This is a genomic window from Lysinibacillus sp. JNUCC 51 (genome assembly GCF_015999525.1).
Lineage (GTDB): Bacteria > Bacillota > Bacilli > Bacillales_A > Planococcaceae > Lysinibacillus > Lysinibacillus xylanilyticus.
This window is the reverse complement of sequence record NZ_CP065545.1, coordinates 762,156-778,690: the sequence shown is the minus strand read 5'-3', so window position 1 is coordinate 778,690 and position 16,535 is coordinate 762,156. Positions and strand designations below refer to the sequence as shown.

At 37.9% G+C, this 16,535-nt stretch carries 14 protein-coding genes and 1 pseudogene; 6 read left to right on the top strand and 9 right to left on the bottom strand.

The genetic code is table 11. The features are described from left to right. Positions 1–79: 79 nt before the first annotated feature. From JNUCC51_RS04095 to JNUCC51_RS04080, 4 genes and pseudogenes are all read right to left on the bottom strand, one after another. Positions 80–193 (bottom strand): annotated as a pseudogene (locus JNUCC51_RS04095) (glycosyltransferase family 1 protein); the annotation flags it as partial. 207 nt (positions 194–400) lie between these two features. Then, positions 401–3,550, bottom strand: a complete 3,150-nt coding sequence (locus JNUCC51_RS04090) for a copper amine oxidase N-terminal domain-containing protein (RefSeq protein ID WP_337990956.1) — start codon at positions 3,548–3,550, stop codon at positions 401–403. A gap of 639 nt (positions 3,551–4,189) precedes the next feature. Then, positions 4,190–5,533, bottom strand: a complete 1,344-nt coding sequence (locus JNUCC51_RS04085) for a TldD/PmbA family protein (protein ID WP_337990955.1) — start codon at positions 5,531–5,533, stop codon at positions 4,190–4,192. A gap of 3 nt (positions 5,534–5,536) precedes the next feature. Next, positions 5,537–6,925: a TldD/PmbA family protein gene (locus JNUCC51_RS04080; protein WP_337990954.1), complete on the bottom strand. Its 1,389-nt coding sequence runs from the start codon at positions 6,923–6,925 to the stop codon at positions 5,537–5,539. Between the two features lie 219 nt (positions 6,926–7,144). Between JNUCC51_RS04080 and JNUCC51_RS04075 the strand changes: the two genes are divergently transcribed. Further along, entirely contained in the window at positions 7,145–7,372 is a 228-nt protein-coding gene (locus JNUCC51_RS04075; protein ID WP_337990953.1) for a transcriptional regulator SplA domain-containing protein, read from the top strand. A gap of 295 nt (positions 7,373–7,667) precedes the next feature. Here the strand turns inward: JNUCC51_RS04075 and JNUCC51_RS04070 are convergent, their stop codons facing one another. Further along, positions 7,668–8,144, bottom strand: coding sequence for an NUDIX hydrolase (locus JNUCC51_RS04070; RefSeq protein WP_490356153.1), 477 nt, complete (start codon positions 8,142–8,144; stop codon positions 7,668–7,670). Positions 8,145–8,284: 140 nt separating this feature from the next. Here JNUCC51_RS04070 and JNUCC51_RS04065 point away from each other — a divergent pair, with 140 nt between their 5' ends. Both JNUCC51_RS04065 and JNUCC51_RS04060 read left to right on the top strand, forming a co-directional pair. Continuing rightward, positions 8,285–9,220: an arginine deiminase family protein gene (locus JNUCC51_RS04065; protein ID WP_337990952.1), complete on the top strand. Its 936-nt coding sequence runs from the start codon at positions 8,285–8,287 to the stop codon at positions 9,218–9,220. A gap of 16 nt (positions 9,221–9,236) precedes the next feature. Continuing rightward, the gene (locus JNUCC51_RS04060; protein ID WP_337990951.1) at positions 9,237–10,562 is read left to right on the top strand and encodes an amino acid permease; all 1,326 of its coding nucleotides are present in this window, start codon (positions 9,237–9,239) and stop codon (positions 10,560–10,562) included. 117 nt (positions 10,563–10,679) lie between these two features. Here JNUCC51_RS04060 and JNUCC51_RS04055 read toward each other — a convergent pair whose 3' ends face one another. Further along, complete coding sequence (locus JNUCC51_RS04055; RefSeq protein WP_337990950.1) at positions 10,680–11,444, bottom strand: YqcI/YcgG family protein; 765 nt, start codon at positions 11,442–11,444, stop codon at positions 10,680–10,682. An 832-nt stretch (positions 11,445–12,276) separates the two neighbouring features. On the opposite strand from JNUCC51_RS04055, the gene JNUCC51_RS04050 reads away from it, so the two are divergent. Both JNUCC51_RS04050 and JNUCC51_RS04045 read left to right on the top strand, forming a co-directional pair. Next, a complete protein-coding gene (locus JNUCC51_RS04050; protein ID WP_337990949.1) occupies positions 12,277–13,140 on the top strand; it encodes a GNAT family N-acetyltransferase in 864 nt (287 codons plus the stop codon). Between the two features lie 10 nt (positions 13,141–13,150). After that, positions 13,151–13,555, top strand: a complete 405-nt coding sequence (locus tag JNUCC51_RS04045) for a GNAT family N-acetyltransferase (protein ID WP_337990948.1) — start codon at positions 13,151–13,153, stop codon at positions 13,553–13,555. A gap of 44 nt (positions 13,556–13,599) precedes the next feature. Here JNUCC51_RS04045 and JNUCC51_RS04040 read toward each other — a convergent pair whose 3' ends face one another. Then, positions 13,600–14,037, bottom strand: coding sequence for a MarR family winged helix-turn-helix transcriptional regulator (locus JNUCC51_RS04040; RefSeq protein WP_337990947.1), 438 nt, complete (start codon positions 14,035–14,037; stop codon positions 13,600–13,602). A gap of 121 nt (positions 14,038–14,158) precedes the next feature. Between JNUCC51_RS04040 and JNUCC51_RS04035 the strand changes: the two genes are divergently transcribed. Then, positions 14,159–14,746: an NAD(P)H-dependent oxidoreductase gene (locus tag JNUCC51_RS04035; RefSeq protein ID WP_337990946.1), complete on the top strand. Its 588-nt coding sequence runs from the start codon at positions 14,159–14,161 to the stop codon at positions 14,744–14,746. Positions 14,747–14,788: 42 nt separating this feature from the next. Here JNUCC51_RS04035 and JNUCC51_RS04030 read toward each other — a convergent pair whose 3' ends face one another. Continuing rightward, entirely contained in the window at positions 14,789–15,859 is a 1,071-nt protein-coding gene (locus JNUCC51_RS04030) for a sensor histidine kinase (RefSeq protein ID WP_337990945.1), read from the bottom strand. After that, entirely contained in the window at positions 15,856–16,533 is a 678-nt protein-coding gene (locus tag JNUCC51_RS04025; RefSeq protein ID WP_100544451.1) for a response regulator transcription factor, read from the bottom strand. Before JNUCC51_RS04025 ends, JNUCC51_RS04030 begins: the two co-directional genes overlap by 4 nt. Between the last annotated feature and the right edge of the window lie 2 nt (positions 16,534–16,535).

Below are 16,535 nucleotides of genomic sequence, written 5' to 3'. Positions count from 1 at the left end.
TCAGACAATATAAAACCTCATTGCCCGGATTCTGGCTGGCATATTCCAGCACAAGATCCGGGCAATGATTCATTTCTAAGAGAATCAAGACTCCCGGCTCTTTAGCAATATTCCGCAGCCGTTCGGTAAATAGCTTTGGACCCTGCGCCTCCACGAATTGTATTTTACGCATCACTAAACCGACCTTCTTCATAAATCTATGTCCACATTATCCTAAATTTCGGTATTATAGTTTGTCTTATTATTCCATAACTTGATTACCTATCCCATATAGACCAGTCATTCATAGAAACAGTCGGAGGACAAATGAGCTGTACACAACAAAAGGGACCCCTCTTATGGTCCATGAAGTACCATTTGAGGAGTCCCTTCTGTGAAGAAGTATTGCTTATCTCTTAAGTTAAGGTTGAGTGACAGATGGAGTAGGCTTTACCTCTTCTGTCGGAGCATCAACTTTTTTAGGCGGAAGTACGATCTGATTAGACGGTACAGATAATATATTTAAATTTTCATTTCCTGAATTGTTTACGGTCATAACTACAGCTTGATAAGTAATCTTCGGATCGATACTCATTCCATTTATATCAAAATTTTTTATAGATGCACCTTTAGTATTATCGCTCACATTGAAGGAGTTGTAATTCTGTGGATTGACTTTATTTGCATCCGACAACTTGAAGTTTCTGACTTCATTTGATGGAATCAAGAATACTCGATATTCTGTTACGTTTTTTTCATTGCTTACTTTATCAAAGCTAATCCGTATGTCTTCATAGGTACCAGTATTCCCCGTGGTAGAAAGATTTACATTAGTTACTGCTTCTACCGCGCCAGAATTGGTTAATTTAATCTCATTCGATGCGCTAGATAATGTAAATGTGCCGGTTGAACTGTCTTTTCCAACTGACAATACGTAGACTTTATAAAGCGTTCCATTAGTGATAGATTTCCCATCTATATCCGTTGCTGTAGCGTTAAGAACCTGGGTAGTACTGTTGCCAGAAGTACTTACGACAGTATAGTTATTCTTGATATTGCTTACTTTTGAAGGATCGAAAGCACTATTTATAGGTACTACCATAATTCGATATTCACTTATATTCGATTCATCAGATGCATGATTGAACGTTACCTGCAAATCACGACCATCTCCAAAATCATTTACATCGCTTGCATTAACATTGCTAACCGCTTGAACGGCTTTATTCTTAGCAAGCGTAATATCTAACGAAGCAGAAGCTAGAGCATTGACGCTTGAAGAATTTCCATTCGCTACAGTCAGTACATAGACACGGTAGTTTGTGCCTTCGGTAATGAGATTACCGCGAACATCTCGAGTAGTCGAATCTAATGTTCTAGTTACCGATTTATTTCCGCCTCTGCTCTCAGTGATGTAATAAGAGCTACTATTGGCTTGTGACAGGTTGAAGCTGCTGGAATAAGCTGTCGGTACGACAAAAATCCGATAATGATTGACATTTGTTTCATCGGAAGGCTTCGTGAACGATACCTGCAAATCACGACCATCTCCATAATCATTTACATCAGCAGCAGTCAGATTAGTTACAGCTTGCACATTGTAGTTCTTACCTAGCGTAAGTGTAGACGTTGGCGCGGACAACGCATTGCTGCCGGAATAATTGCCATAGCCAACCGAGAGAACATAGACACGGTAGCTAGTTCTATCCGTGATATAATTACCGCGCACATCCCGAGTATTTCCCGAGAGCGTCAGCCCGTAATTGTTATTTCCTGATTTGCTCACAGTCGTATAATTGCTGCTGGATACATTATTAGCATCCGACAGACTGAAGTTGCTGTAATACGATGTTGGTACAACCATAATGCGATAATGACTAATATTAGACTCATCCGCCGCTTTAGTGAAAGAGACATAGAGATCACGACCGTCGCCATAATCATACAAATCGCTGGCATTGAGATTCGATACTGCACCTACATTACTGCTATATAGTGTAATCGCATTGGAAGCAGATGATAACACGTTATTCCCTGAGTTTGTAGCTACAGCCATTACGAATATACGATAGCTGACCCCATTCTGAATGGCATAACCGTCTGTATCTCGTGTGCCTGAAGAGAGAACCTGAGTAATATTGTAGCCAGTCTTGTTCACCTGCGTGTAATAAGAGCTGGATAGACTGTTCGCCTTCGTCAATGTGAAGTTTGAATAGTTGCTGGCTTTTACAACAAAAATCCGGTAAGAGCTAATGTTAGACTCATTGGATATTTTGTTGAAGCTAACTCGCAAATCGCGTCCATCCCCATAGTCGTTGACATCATCAACTTGAGTAATAACAGGAGTAGCCACTGTATTTGGACTTAGTGATACTGACGAAGAAGCAGATGACAGCTTATTAATAGCTGAATCAGTGCTACTAACTGACAGGACGAATGCTGTATAAGATACGCCGTTTTTAATGGACTCACCGGCGGTATCACGTGCTGATGAAGACAGAGTTCCTGTCATCGTACCGCCGTTGCTCCCTGATTTATACATTGTCGTATAGTAACTGCTAGATAAATTATTCGCAGTAGTAAGACTGAAATTGTTAGCATCCTTAGTCTTTACGATAAACACACGATAATTCGAAATATTGTTGTCATTTTGCGGACGAGTGAAGCTAACCGAAATATCGCGTCCATCGCCGAAATCGCTAATATCGTTAATCTTCACATTTGTTACCTCTGGAACTGAAGACGCGTTCGTTAGAGTAATCTTCGGAGAAGAATTTGATAAAACGCTGGAATAAGAACTTTTCCCAACGGCAAGTACATAGACCACATAAGGCTGATCATTTTTAATATAGTCTCCGTCCACATCCCGTGAACTCTGGGATAATGTTATAGAACGATTCGAGCCGCTAGTCGATACTTTCGTATAATTTGAAGCAGAGACCTTCAGGGCGGACGCCTGATTGAAGCTTTTTGAAGCCTTCACAACGAGAACCCGGTAATGATCCACAAGTGATTCAGTAGACGATTTAGAGAAGCTAACCTCTAGGTCACGCCCATCTCCCTGATTGCTAACATCTCGACCTGACACATAGCTCGCTGGAGAAATACTGATATTGCTAGGAGTGTCAGGGTTGCTAGGGTTGTCAGAGTTAATAGTTACGACCTGACTTCTCGAATTCCAGTCAACATCTTGGCCAAGTGCTTCACTAACGAAACGGACCGGCACCATTGTTCTGCCACCCAATATCTGTGCTGGTACATCAAGTGTAACTGTTTGGTTATTAATTGTAGCTAGCCTCGATTTAATCTTAAGAACTACCGTTGTATCTCCTTTAGTTGCTGTAACGGTTTGTTTCTTTCGATCCCAATCCACGCTTGCATCCAATGCCTCAAAGATTGCTCTAAGTGGCAGCATAACACGCCCTTGAACCATCACTGGTGGCTGGTCGGTCTTTAATTGAACCCCGTCCACATAAATCGTGATGGCCTTTGCCGCTTGAGCGGTCGCTGGTTGCAGCACTAACGGTACAATAAGTATCGCTGCAAGGAGCATGGTCCATATTTTTTTCATAATTTCCACCCTTTCTCATGCCATTCTGTTATCCTGGCATGATTAATATTATCGTATAATTAGTACGTATCAACAGGTGAAAAAGTTTCATATTCTTGCCTTGCAAAGAAAATTTAACCAAGAAGTTAATGCCATAAGCTTTCTTGGGCGTTTTCCTATATGGAATAATAGATGTAACTAAGTCGTGTCTTATTATTCATAGTACGAATGGAGAGGTTTAAATGGGGGGGCAGTACACCAGGGCATACTACCGCCGCGATGAAAGCCTTGGCTATTATCCCGGTCAATCAGGCTACCAGAACAAAGCAATTCCAAACAGGGGAACAGTGACCCACTTGTTGGTGCAGTAGGTACTGCTATAAACTTAGGATTATACAGATGGACTTATACAAAGCACTGGCAGCAAGCAGCTCATTTGCCTACATCGCCATAGCTATTCAGAAGGCTGTTGATTCAGTCACCAGCTTGCAAGTATCGCAGCTGCAACAACAGCTGGATCAGAATTTGGTCGATAACATATCTCCATAGAAGTAATCATCTGTAATCAAAAAGCTTGTCGCGATGATAAGCGACAAGCTTTGTCGAGAAGTATCATATATTAGATAGTTAATCTATAAAATGTGATTCGCTTATTCAGTTTTATTCCACTGTCACTGATAGCTCCTTTACAAGTAGGGATGGGGAGCCATACCCAGCCGGTAAGAAGTAAAGCTCAGAGCTAGATTCTTCGATATCGTTTAAGAACTCAAAGAAGTTTCCGGCTATTGTCATTGGCTTGACAGGGGAGACAATTTTGCCATCTTGAATATGGAATCCTTTTGCCGCGACTGAAAAATCACCAGAAACCGTATTTGTACCAGAGTGAAGGCCAGATAATTCAGTAATGAGAACTCCTTTAGAGACCGATGCAATTAACTCCTCTTTTGATCGCTTACCTGGTGAAATATATAAATTTTGAGGTGCAATTGATAGAGCACCTTTATAAGACTCTTTATGTGCATGCCCGCTCGATTCGCAGCCTTCCTTCTTTGCTGTTTTTCTATTATGCAATAGTGTTTGCAGAGTTCCATTTGAAATTATCGCCTGCTCCTTAGTTGCAACACCTTCACCGTCAAAGCTTGCTCCAGACAAAGCTTCAGGATGGAATGGGGCATTCAGTAATGTCAAACTATCTGACGCCACTTTTTGTCCGACTTTCCCTTTTAATAAAGATTGGTCCTTTTGTGCATTTTCAGCTGACAGAATAGGCATAAAAATACTTAGTAAAGAGGCTGTAGCATCAGAGCGTAGGATGATTGGATATTTTCCAGATGGAATCGACTTTTCGCCTAGATTCGCAAGTGCTTCCTCGGCTGCTGCTTTGGCAATTTCCTCGGCATTTAGAGAATGAAAATCACGTGTCATTTTCAAATATACACCTGTTTTCAGTTCCTCACCTTCTTTGACAACTGTAGAAAGATAGATGGCTAAACCGTTCTCCTTATGTGATAAGGATAGGTTTTTACTATTCGCTAATGAACGTTCAGTGTTATATTCTTGAAGGAAACAATAATCAAGCGTTACAATGCGAGAATCGTACGCACGAATTTTTTGTTCAATTAAACGAAGGAGCTCTATTTTTTCAGGAATTCCAATAGCCTCTAATTCCTCATTGTAAAATTCATATGGTGTATATTCATTACTGCCTTCAAAAATATCTATGCACTCATCTTCATCTAGAACATTTGCATTTGCTTTTGCACTATCGATTAAGAAGGACATCGAATCATCGTCTAATTTTTCTGTATAGGCGTAACCCATTTTTCCGTTATGCAGCCCACGTAGACTTAGACCTCCATCCTCAGACGTTTCATAGCTATCAATTTGTCCTTCGTAAAGCATACACTGAAAAGAGTTTTTTCGTTCAAAATATACTTCAGCTTCTTTAAAACCGGCTTTTATCGCCTTATCTAGAAGTTTTTCTTGATATTCTACAATGTTCATAAATTATTCCCCCTTCGTTCCTCCAACTGTTATTTCACTTACGCGAATCATTGGCTGGCCAACATTGACAGGAAGACTACCACTAATAGATCCGCACATACCAGCACCATGCGCAAGATTATTACCAACCCGATCAACTAGCTGTAAAGTTCTTGCCCCGTTACCTATAAGTGTTGCACCGCGTACAGGACGATTGATTTTTCCATCCTTAACAATATAAGCTTCCATAACCGCAAAGTTATAGTCACCAGTCGAAGGATTTACTTGGCCGCCACCCATATATTTTGCATAAATACCATATTCGGTAGATGCAATAATTTCTTCAGGTGTAGAACTGCCTGGAGCGATATATGTGTTTGTCATTCGGGATGTTGGATTGAAGCGATAGGATTGGCGACGAGAAGAGCCGGTTGGTTCAGCATTCATACGACGTGCATTAAATTTATCAATCAAGTAGCCTTTTAAAATACCATTTTCAATTAAGATGTTTTTTCGTGTTTTTTCCCCTTCATCATCAATGTTAAGGGAACCCCATTCGTTTGGAAGTGTACCATCATCAATATATGTAACAATTTCAGGGGCAACTTTTTCACCAATACGATTTGCAAAAACGGAATTGTTTTTCGCAACGGCTGTTGCTTCAAGACCATGACCACATGCCTCGTGAAATATAACACCACCAAATTCATTATCAATGATGACTGGAAATTTACCGCTAGGACATTCATCGGCATGAAGCATAGTGACTGCAATACGTGCAGCTTCACCAGCATAGTGCTCCAGATCTAGATTTTCGATAAATTCAAAGCCTGCATGTGCACTAGGACCATAAAAGCCTGTTTGCATTTCTTTGCCCTCGGAGGCGGTTGCCTGGATGGCAAGTCGACTATGAATGCGGGTATCTTCTACAAACTTCCCTTCTGAGTTGGCGATTAAAACATGCTGCTCTTCGTCAAGATATCTTACTTTAACTTGATTGATGCGTTCATCATAATTTCTAGCAATGTCATTAGCCTGTCGCATGATTGTTGCTTTTCTAGCATGCTCCATACTGTTTGGTAGAATGATAATGTTATGAATTGGCGTAATAATTTCTTTTTTCAGTGGTTGGATCGTTCCGGTAGAACCTCCTTTAATGGCAAGTGCTGCTCGTTTTGCTGCTGCTAGTAAGCCTTCCTCTGAAAAATCATTTGTGTACGTATAGATGCTTTGAAGTCCAGAAAAAATGCGTATACCAATGCCGAAATCACGTCCTGAAATGCTTTGTTCAATTTTTCCACTTTGTAATGTTAATTCATTGACAAATTTATCCTCGATGAAAACTTCGGAAAAATCACCACCTGTAGAAAGTGCTGCTTCAAGTACATTTTCAATTACTGATTGTTTAATCATATTTTTCCCTCCTTTTCTCGATTATACCAAATAATTCGAAAATTCCGTATTTGTGAAGTGTATCACATGATATATATATTCTATTTGTGACATTTTATGTTAGGGGGTGTTGTTAGAAGGGGGAATATTTCCAATGAATATCTACTTGAGAATTAAAAATTAATTATATTTAACATCTACTTACACCAAACTAGTGGAAAGGCATAGGAAGGTGATGGAATGAAGCAACAGCAATATAGTGCAGGGGATATTGTTTATATTTTTTATCGACATCCGTCTATAGAGGAAGTAGCAAACATACAGAAGGTTGCAGTAGTGAACAATCCGGATAAACCTAAGGAGTTGGCGCTATTCCTCTTTGAGACGTATTACCCGCTAACAAATGATATGTTAATATTTACTAGCGAAATGGATGCTGAGCAAGCTTATCATCAGTATTTCCATTGATGGAGACTGACAAGTGGCAATTTTTACTTAAATCAGCTTTTCAATATTTTAATGAGAGAAGACATGAAAAGTTTTCTCTCTAAATATTATTCTATAACTAACTGTGTTACATATGGTTCAATATATCTGCTATCTAATCCATCCAGTAACTTTAACTTCTTTCAGCAGGTGCCCAAACACCTGTAAAGGTCGCTACGCTTTCGGTACAGAAAATAAATTGCTGAAAGAAGTTAAAGCCTCCGGCGGATGTCACGGAATCGGCTTTGTGCAAGCACAAAGCCGATTCCAGACACAATTATGCCGAGTCATAATGGATTAGTGAGAAATATTGAATTGTCTCTGATTCTTTATAATCAATAACTAAATCGCCTTTAACATTTCTTGTATAATAGACTGCCGTAACTGAGTAAAATTCATCCCCATTTGAAACTTTATGATAATACTTTGAACCAGAAAAAATATCTAATAACTTTAGGTCCTCTATAACCAATCCTGTTTCTTCTAACACTTCTCTTTTTGCGGTATCTTCTAAGCTTTCTCCTAATTCCATCAAACCACCTGGAAGACCCCAACCTCCATCGTATCTTTTTTGTAATAACACTTCATTTACGTTATTGAGAATTAATACAACCGAACCAGGTAAAATGATGGGTTGGTGTCCTACATATTGTCTTAAAAATTTAACTTCTTTTAGCGGGTGTCCAAACATCCGCTGATAGAAGTTAAAGCCTCCGGACGCAATTATGCCGAGGCATAATTGATAGTATTCCATATTTACACTCATTTCTTTAATTGTTTTTATACTTATATATATGAATTATCTAAATAACAAAAAAGTCCTCCTTTAATTTGTATAATCCCAATCTTGGTGGTAACGCTAACTGAGATAGTCATGAGAGGGGAGAATACATTATGGATTCATTCCAAGTAAATTGTTGGTCGGAGCATGATGAACTTAAGGTTGTTATGCTTTGTGCACCTTCAAAATTAGATGTACCAGATTTAACAATAGCTGAAAATGTAGGATGGGATGCTCCTGTCAATCATGTGAAAGCAATGGAGAATTTCATGGAATTTAAGACAGCCCTAGAAAATGAGGGTGTTCATGTTATTGATTATTCGAAGGAGCTAACAAATGAAGAGAATATAGTAAGTGAGCAGCTTATTAATCGCTACTTTGTGCGCGATCTTGCCTGTGTTATAGGAAATAGTATTTTCCTTGGAGAGGCAGGTAGTTCGCTAAGGCGTCCAGAGTATCCACATGCGCACTCATTATTAGAAAAGTGGTTTCCAGAAAAAAATTTAAAAGTTCAACAACCATCTACTGCTTTAGAATGTGGGGACGTGCTCATTTTAAATAAGGATGCCGTACTTATTAATATTGGAATGAGGACAACGTTAGAGGCTGTGGAAAGTATCAAGGGTCGTATCTTCCAAGAAGGATTTTCGGAAATTGCAATCATTGATTTGCCAAGACGCTCCGATACACTTCATTTAGATATGAATTGTAATGTAACGAACGCTAATCTACTAATAGCTAAAAACTTTATGCGTTATTTTCCTGTTCACGTCTTCACAGCTCAAACTAGTCGTTTTGAAATGACAGAGCAATTTTTAAATCACCATGGCTTGGACGTTTACTGGCTTGAAAAATATAATACAATCCCTGATATCAATTTTATTAATCTTAATCCCGATACACTGTTGATTAGTAAGCAAGCAACGAAGCAACACTGGACGAAGCATTCATTATTGCAAAAAAAGAATTTGATAGAAGTTGATGTCACAGAGCTTGAAAAAGGCGGTGGTGGCATTCGTTGTATGACATTGCCATTGTTAAGAAAGTAAAGGAGGGTTGATCAAAATGACATCTAAAACAAGTAAAGGGAAGTTGTCTTGGTGGCAGCTTTCGCTTCTTGGTATAGGTTGTACACTTGGAACAGGATTTTTTCTTGGGACAAGTATGGCCATTCATAAAAGTGGTCCTGCTGTTGTGATTCCTTTTTTGTTGGCAGCGATTGCTACGTACATTGTCTATGACGCTCTTGTTAAGATGTCAGTTGACAATCCGGACAAGGGTTCGTTCCGTACTTATGCAAAGCAAGCTTTTGGCAAATGGGCAGGATTTAGTAATGGTTGGATTTACTTAATTTCTGAAATGCTTATTATGGGAAGCCAATTGATGGCACTTGGTATTTTTACAAAGCTGTGGTTTCCTACGCTTCCATTATGGGTATCTGCCTCTATTTATGCTGCACTTGCGTTAGTCGTTATTCTTACAGGTATGAAGGGCTTTGAAAAATTTCAAAATATTTTTGGTGCATTAAAGGCAGCGGCGGTTGTAATGTTTATTATAGTAGCGGTTGTCTTAATAATAAAAGGATTTAATTCGGAATCAACTACACTCGATGCATTACATGCAAATTATGAAGAATTTTTCTCACAAGGTTTGAAAGGAATTTGGCTTGGACTACTATATGCCTTTTATGCATTTGGAGGAATTGAAGTGATGGGTTTAATGGTTATTGATTTGAAAAATCCTAAAGAAGCACCGAAAGCCGGAAAAGTGATGCTTATTGCTATAACTGTTATTTTTATAATGGCTATTATGCTTGCCTTGGCGCTTGTTTCTTGGCAGGATTTTAATATTGAGGAAAGCCCATTTATTACAGCGCTTAATGGATATCACATCCCTTTTTTTGCAGACATTTTTAACGGAGTGTTGATTATTGCAGGTTTTTCAACAATGGTAGCCTCTTTATATGCGGTCATAACGATTCTCATTACATTGGCAGAGGATCATGATGCTCCAACGGCTTTAGCTAAAAAAGGGAAGATGAAGGTCCCATTCCCTGCATTTCTCTTTTTAGCTAGTGGTTTAATCATAACTATTGTTATAGGCTTTCTTATGCCAGAAAAGATTTTTGAATATTTGGTTACAGCTGCGGGCTTAATGCTAATTTATAACTGGCTCTTTATATTAGTGACATATAGAAAGTTAATGGAGCTGTCGAAGTGGGAGCATGTGAAGAATGGTATTGGGATGTTGCTCATTGTGGTGACGGTATCTGGGACGTTAGGGGAAAAAACAAGCAGACTCGGTTTTTTCGTGAGCCTGCTTTTTATCATCATCATAGGAATTGCGACTTGGATTGTCATGAAAAGGCAAAAGCACGGTAAGCATGTTTGACTTCTTTTAGCGGATGTCCAAACATCTCTGTACCTGAAGCTACGCTTTCGGTACAAAAAACATCCGTTGGTCCAAAGCCTCCAGCGGATGTCACGGAATTATGCCAGGCATAATTGATTATTGTTCTTTGTTCTGCAGAGAATGTTGCATTCGTAAAAAAGGACATTTCGATGCACTACTATTATCATCGCTTAAAAAATACTGCTTCCATTCAAAACTACCTTCTTGCCCATACCATTTTAAATCACTATGAGCTGGAATAGCGTCGTATTCGTTAATGCGTTGACGAATAAGTTCCTTTAATTTTCGACCAAAGACAGTAGTTTCGTTCATTTCTTCAAATATCCAGCGTGGCTGAAAGGCCATTAATAAAGTAGAAAAATTACGACTCTTGCGCAATTTATGTGCGGGCGTTGCACAAGACACAAAATAAGGCTGACCGTTAAAACAAAATTCCCATTCATGCTGAGCTGGATTGGTTGGAATTTCTTTTGGCCAATCGATATCATCGAATTTCGTTAAATTATTTAAAACAGACCAAAATAAATTTCTGTAATCTTCAACATCGAAATTTTTATGCATATCATTAGGGGTTTTGAAGAAAATGGTATGGGTTGTATATTTACCAAACGTTTTAGCGCACTTATCATATTCCTTTAAGCATCGTGCTAACGTCTTGATCGATTGCTCCTCTCGTGGATCTCCGATAAAACTATAGCGAAGCTCGTTCGACAAAAAACCTTTTCTAGCTGGAATACAGGGAAACGTATTTGCGTCATCTGCAACCATGGCAGCGAAGTCGGTATATGCTGACTGTTGCCAAATTGGAAGTGTTTCAAAATGTTCTTCGATCCACTTCTTGTCTAACACTGCTACTTCCACTTATGTCTCCTCCTTCTATACATCTTTATACTATTAAAGAAAAAGTAAATGGGTGACGATGTATAGGTATTAACGTTTTCTTAATAGCGAAAATAAGGGGAATTAGCACTAAACAGGCTTATTATTATAGCGTGTGGTTGATTTCCGCTCCGACTGGGCGCTTTCCTGGGGGCGTCCGATGAGCCGCTTCGCTGCGCTCCAGGGTCTCGGGCCAACAGATGTTTTTTGCGCGAAAGCGAAGCGGCAGCAGCACGATGTTGGTCACGAAGGCGTTATCACAGGACGTGATGATTTTAGCCTTCGTTCCTCTATTCGCTGATCCCCAAGGAGTCGCCCAGTCTCCACTCAACTTATATGCATGACATACGTTTAGCAAAATGTCATCCCCTAAATTCAGATGTTGAATCAATTTACTAGAAATCGTTTATATGGCTCAGTACCATAACTTGTGGTTGATTTCCGTTCTGACTGGGTGCTTTTATCGCTGCCGCTTCGCTTTCGCACGAGCAAAGCTTCCTGGGGCGTCGGGGCAACATCTGGGTTTTGTCTGTGCGAAAGCGTAGTACTAACGTAGCATCAACGGCATGATGTTGGTCACGGAGGCGTATCACAGGACGTGAGTTTTAGCCTTCGTTCTTCTATCCTCCACTCTATTCAACATTCGTTTTAATAAAGTCTCTAATTTTTGGTTGAAAAATTAATAGTTTCAATTTTATTTATGATAGATAAAATGATTAATGGTATGATAAAACCCTGATATTTCAATTATTTAACATTTTTAAGTGTTAAAAATTGAGAAGTTGAAAAAAATCAATGAAAGGGTGACAGGCATTTGAATTCGGCTAATATAAAATTAACAAATCGTATGTTAAGGATCTTCAAGAATGCGGAAAAAGAAGCTTTCTCTTCACAACATAAAGTGTTACAGCCTATTCATTTTTTACTTGCTTGTTTAAAAGAAAAAGAGGGGGCCATTGGCGAAATAGTATTAAAATGTACTGTAGATGAAGCTTCTATAAGAAACTTAGTTAATGAACTTGATCTAAAATCAGACAAGAATGTTACAAGTCATAATTTATTTAATGTTCCAATAACAAATGATGTTTTAACAGTTTTGGAGCAAACATCTTGTTATATGCAAAACTATAACCAAGTTTATATAAATGAAGGTCACTTACTTAAAGCATTAATAAAGACGAATATGGTTGATGAATTTGTTTCAGAAGAAGACAAGAAAATGATTTTAAAGCTTGGTACGACTTCGCGGGATATGATTACTCATCTTCACAATTATAATTTTCCAGATTCGATTTCTAGTAATATTCGTAGAGTCAATCTTGATGATAAAAACGCACTAATTCATTTTGTAGAAAGTCATTTTTCGCAAGAATGGTCAGAAACGATTAAAAGTGCATTTTTAAGTACTACGCCTTCCATCTATGTAGCTTTTGATAATAGGGGAGGTCTTGTTGGATTTGCTGGATTTGATGTTTATCAAAATAAAAAATGTTATTTTGGCCCAATGGGTGTTGCGAAATCTAATCGAGTGAAGGGGATAGGATATTCCCTCCTCCATCATTGTTTAAAAGATATGCATGAGATTGGGTATGAATATGCAATTATCGGAGGAGCAGGTCCAATCGAATTTTATGAAAAAGCATGTCACGCTGTTGTCATTCCTGCTACCGACATTTAAGGAGAAAGTTATGAATATAGTTCAAGCAAACACTATTTCTCCAGCTATTAAAAAACTACTTTCTTTTGCAACTTCGGATAAAAAAGTTCAACAAGAGTATGAAAAATATATACTTTTATCGAATAGGACATTGTATAGTGTTGAATTCGAAGGTAAAATAGCTGGTTGTATTGGTATAGAACAAATTAGCTTATCAGAGTGCGAGATTAAGCATATTGCTGTATTAGCTGATCAAAGAGGAAAAGGTATTGGTAGTAAAATGATTAATTTTATAGCAAGTAAGTACCCATCAATTGTTGCTGAAACGGATTATGAGGCCGTAGATTTTTATCGACGCTATGGTTTTTTTATAACTAGCCTAGGAGAGAAATATCCAGGTGTAGAACGCTTTCTATGTCAATATAATAAACAGTAAAAGAACCTGCATTGCTTTTCCTAATGAAAAGCAATGTAGGTTTTTTATGATTTTGGATTAAAGAACTTTTCGTCTAAAATGTTTAATGCATGATGAATATCCTCTAAATCATTTGTAGATACATGTTTGATAAGCTGTTTAAAGCGATCTTCTATACAGGCGAATGCTTCCTCCATTATTTTTTCTCCATCCTCTGTTAGGCAAACATAGTGCTTTCTTCGATCTTCGGTATCGCTAATTTTTTCAATAAACTTTCTTTCCTGTAATTTGCGTAATTCACGGCTTGTATTAGGTAAGGACATATGCTGACAATCACTAATTTCAGTAGGTGTAACTGGCTGGCTTACTTTTATATATTCTAAAATTTTATATTGTACAGGCGTAATATTATCTATTTTAACGTTTTGAGTTAGTTCATGTGTTACTTGATGTACCGCTGCTGTAAATGCTACGAACTGATGAAATAATTGTTTTTTGTCCAAATAGGTTCACCTCTTACTGAACAAGATAACAAAAAACTTATCTTAAAACAATTATCATTTGACAACTAAAGTTAGATAGTTTACCATTTTGTTATCAAATGATAACTAATGGAGGCGCTTAATGAATACATTAATTATTTATACATATCCCAATCATAAAAGTTTGAATTATGCTTTTTTGCAGGAGGTTATTAAGGGCTGTCAAGACAATCCTTCCGTTAATGAGATCCAAGTATTAGATTTATACGATGAACAATTTAACCCGATTTTAGTATTCCATGAACATAAACGCCGTCGCGATATGTTTCGTGATCCAAAGCTTGAGAAATATCGAGAACAAATTAGGTGGGCTGATAAAATCGTTTTTGTTTATCCGATATGGTGGGGCAGGCCACCAGCAATGCTTCTAGGATATATTGATCAATTGTTTGCGGCCAATTTTGCGTATAAAGATAAAAAGGGACTATTTCCAGAGGGCCTTCTAAAAGGAAAATCAGTAGTGTGCATTTCGACAATGAAGGGGCCAACAAAATATCCGCTATTTTGGCTAAATAATGCTCATAAAATATTAATGAAAAAAGCTTTGTTTAATTTTGTTGGCATTAAACAAGTGAAGTTTTTTGAATTCGGCAATATGGAAAGTAAGAAGGGGAGACAAAGCAAAAAACTCGAAAAAATTTATCAATATTTTAGAAAAGTAGCTTACTAGTTCATCTGCCTAATAGACTCGTGCAGACGAAGATTGAATCTCCTATGCGTTTGCACGAGTCTGATCTATTTCTAATGGCAGTGTTACAAAAAAAGTTGTAAATTCAGCAGGCATACTTTCAACAGTAATTGTTCCGTAGTGCATATCAATGATTTTCTTTACAATAGATAGTCCTAAGCCACTTCCTCCATTTTCAGCTGTTCTTGATTGGTCAGCCTTATAAAATCGCTCGAATACATGCTTTTGTTGTTCCAGTGTTATACCGATACCGTTATCACGAATAGCAATAGTGATTGTATCAATTTGTTTTGTCATTGATATTGAAATGGTGCCAGCAGCTGGCGTGAATTTAATGCTGTTGCTTAGTAAATTCATCCATACTTGATTTATTAAGTCCTCATCCGCCATTATCGAAACGTTTTCTAGTTGAAGATCCATGTCGATGTTTTTAGCTAGCCAATTGGGCTCAAGCGTTAATACGACGTTGCGCAGTTGCTTATCGAGCCGGTAATGACTTGGCTCGAAGGGGTGATGTTGTGATTCTAATGAAGTAAGCTTTAGTAAATTGTCACTTATTTTTGATAGTCGATTACTTTCCATCTCAATGATTGCTAAATAATGTTGTCGCTTATCCTCTGGTAGGTCAATGTTTTTCAATGCTTTAGCAAAGCCATTAATAGAAGTTAGAGGTGACTGAATTTCATGCGATACATTTGAGATAAATTCTTGACGCATTCTTTCCATTTCGCCTAATTCGACTGCCATATGGTTGATGCCATGTATTAATTGGCCAAATTGATCTTCATCTGTTTTAAGATCTAACTTGACAGTAAAATCACCTTTAGCAATACGACCTAATGCATCTACAATTGTATTCCAATAGTTCCGCTGTTTTTTTAGCCCAATTAAAAAGGTGATGATAACAGTGCAAGCAAAGAGAACAAAAACACCGACTACGGTCCATAATTGGAGCAAGAAACCTTGTGGATGCTTGCCTAACCAATCATAAAGCCAGGACGTTATGTGGTAGGAAATAAAAGCAAACACGATGCTAATAGTAAGAAGGAGCATTAAAATTAAAAAAAGCTTTAAACAATTTTTAAAATTTCTCATGAAACTAGTTCCAATCGATAGCCTAGGCCGCGAATTGTACGAATAGAAAATCCACTTGTTTCTTGAGGGAAACGTTGACGAAGTCTTTTAATGTGAACATCAACTGTACGTTCATCACCTTCATAGTCGTATCCCCAAATTTCTTCGATTAGCTGTTCACGTGAAAAAGTTTTTCCAGCATAGCTTGCTAACGTAAATAACAGTTCAAATTCCTTTAAACGAAGTGTTAAAGATTCACCGTTATACAAGACTTCATGTGTATTACGATTTAACTTAATATTGCCAGCTTCCACAAGTTGAGATAGGGAAATATGGTATCTTTTAAGTATTGATTTCACACGGACAATCAGCTCAGCTGGCTCAAATGGTTTAACAAGATAATCATCTGTTCCAAGATGAAAACCCTTTACCTTTTGCGAGGTTTCTCCCTTTGCGGTTAACATTAAGATTGGTAGATTATCATTAAATGAACGTATTTCTTCGCATAATTCCCAGCCATCCATTTTTGGCATCATAATATCCATAATAATCATATCCACCTTATCAGAATCCAGTTTGGACAGTGCATCCACACCGTCCGTAGCTTCAATTACCTCTAAACCTTCATTTTGTAAAAATACCTTAACTAATTCTCGAATATGCGCATCATCATCTACGACTAATAGTTTTGTCATGC

What these genes read in the sequence shown, in the direction of transcription:
- JNUCC51_RS04090 (WP_337990956.1), bottom strand. Translation starts at nt 3,550, where the DNA reads ATGAAAAAAATATGGACCATGCTCCTTGCAGCGATACTTATTGTACCG.
- JNUCC51_RS04085 (WP_337990955.1), bottom strand. Translation starts at nt 5,533, where the DNA reads ATGAACATTGTAGAATATCAAGAAAAACTTCTAGATAAGGCGATAAAA.
- JNUCC51_RS04080 (WP_337990954.1), bottom strand. Translation starts at nt 6,925, where the DNA reads ATGATTAAACAATCAGTAATTGAAAATGTACTTGAAGCAGCACTTTCT.
- JNUCC51_RS04075 (WP_337990953.1), top strand. Translation starts at nt 7,145, where the DNA reads ATGAAGCAACAGCAATATAGTGCAGGGGATATTGTTTATATTTTTTAT.
- JNUCC51_RS04070 (WP_490356153.1), bottom strand. Translation starts at nt 8,144, where the DNA reads ATGGAATACTATCAATTATGCCTCGGCATAATTGCGTCCGGAGGCTTT.
- JNUCC51_RS04065 (WP_337990952.1), top strand. Translation starts at nt 8,285, where the DNA reads ATGGATTCATTCCAAGTAAATTGTTGGTCGGAGCATGATGAACTTAAG.
- JNUCC51_RS04060 (WP_337990951.1), top strand. Translation starts at nt 9,237, where the DNA reads ATGACATCTAAAACAAGTAAAGGGAAGTTGTCTTGGTGGCAGCTTTCG.
- JNUCC51_RS04045 (WP_337990948.1), top strand. Translation starts at nt 13,151, where the DNA reads ATGAATATAGTTCAAGCAAACACTATTTCTCCAGCTATTAAAAAACTA.
- JNUCC51_RS04035 (WP_337990946.1), top strand. Translation starts at nt 14,159, where the DNA reads ATGAATACATTAATTATTTATACATATCCCAATCATAAAAGTTTGAAT.
- JNUCC51_RS04030 (WP_337990945.1), bottom strand. Translation starts at nt 15,859, where the DNA reads ATGAGAAATTTTAAAAATTGTTTAAAGCTTTTTTTAATTTTAATGCTC.
- JNUCC51_RS04025 (WP_100544451.1), bottom strand. Translation starts at nt 16,533, where the DNA reads ATGACAAAACTATTAGTCGTAGATGATGATGCGCATATTCGAGAATTA.